The sequence below is a fragment of the Mesorhizobium sp. WSM4844 genome, from assembly GCF_055811775.1.
The window spans coordinates 1-1,466 of record NZ_JBVVQB010000131.1 but is presented as its reverse complement, the minus strand read 5'-3'; the positions used below and the strand labels follow the sequence as shown (position 1 = coordinate 1,466).

Below are 1,466 nucleotides of genomic sequence, written 5' to 3'. Positions count from 1 at the left end.
CCTTTGTGGCGTCCGTGCGCCGCTTCGGCCCGCGTGGCCGCCAATGCCGAACCATCAGCTCGTAGGCACGCTCGGCATTCTCGGCCGCGGCTTTCTCGCTGTTTCGCAACTCCTTCACGTTGTAGGCGTAAGCCGAACCGCGGCGACCGACACCGCGCTCCCCCGGCGCGCCAGCCTTGAGAGCGAGCTGCCTCTGCTTTGCCGCCACCAGCGCCGGGCGAGCCCAGAAGTAGTCCTGCTCCTTTGTCAGCAGATGCCAGATCAACACCGCGAGCTTGCGGGCGACCGCCACGGCGGCGACCTGATGGCCGCGCTTGTTGCGGATGCGCAGGAAGAAGGCCCTGAGCGGTCCGGGCGCCTTCGCCGCCGCCCAGGCGGCCTCGACCAGCATGGCGCGGGCATGGGAACGCCCATGTTTGCTGATCCGGCCATATTGCGCCAAGCCAAGACCGGATTGGCGCACACGCGGATTGAGGCCGAAGTAGCTCACCAGCCTCTGCGGCTCGCGGAACCGCCGGATGTCGCCGACGGCGGCGATGATACCGCTCGCGACGATGGCATTGACGCCGGTGATCGTCTGAAGCCGCCGGACTTGCACATCATCAACCGCTTCCCGGGCGATGTCGCGATCGAGGTCAGCCAGATCCTCGGCCAGGCGGTCGATCTCGCGGATGTGGCGGGCGATAGCGGCCCGCTCGTCGTCGGGAACCACCTGCCGCTCGAGCAGGCGCGACCCCGACGGTTGAACAGATCAGCATGCGGGCACTTCGGCACGAGGTGCGCCTGCAGGATGCCATGCACCTCGTTCTTCACTCGCGTGCGATGCCGCACGACCTGGTTGCGTCGCGCGACGAGGCGGCGCAACCGCTCAGTCCGCTCATCGGGAACCCAGACCTCCGGCAGAAAGCCGCTGGCATGGAGCTGCGCCAGAACGCCGGCATCGATCTTGTCGGTCTTGATCCTGGCATGGGCGATCGCCTTCACCTGCATCGGGTTGGCGACAATCACCCGGGGTCGACATAGGGCGACAGAACCCGCACCACCGCCATGGCGTTGCCCGTAGCCTCGACGACAACCTCATCCGTCCGTCGCAAACTGCGGCCGAACCCTTCCAGCCCCGAGCGGGTCATGTCGACCCGCCCGTGATGGCGCAGCTGGCCGTCTTCCCAAACCACCACCTCCGCAAAGGTGCGGTGGATGTCCATTCCAATCACACGTCTCATCGGCTCCCTCTCCTCAAACAGTCGGGAGCCGGCGGGCGACGCGACACCTACGGATCCGCGCTCTCGGCGCAACCGGGCAGGTCGCAGGGGCGGCCAGCTACTAACGCGAGCTCGCAGCTCATCGAATACATCGGCCTGCCCGCACTTGGCGTGCTCCCGGTGCCCCTGTCCCGGATGGTCGCACCATACGCCGAAAATCGCTCATCTCCAGCGGGGATCGGATGGCACCGTCATGATCATACC

At 66.7% G+C, this 1,466-nt stretch carries 1 pseudogene; it reads right to left on the bottom strand.

Annotated features, from left to right (window positions below):
• Nucleotides 1–1,205 (bottom strand): annotated as a pseudogene (locus tag AC0L2A_RS36025) (IS110 family RNA-guided transposase); the annotation flags it as partial.
• Nucleotides 1,206–1,466: the final 261 nt, after the last annotated feature.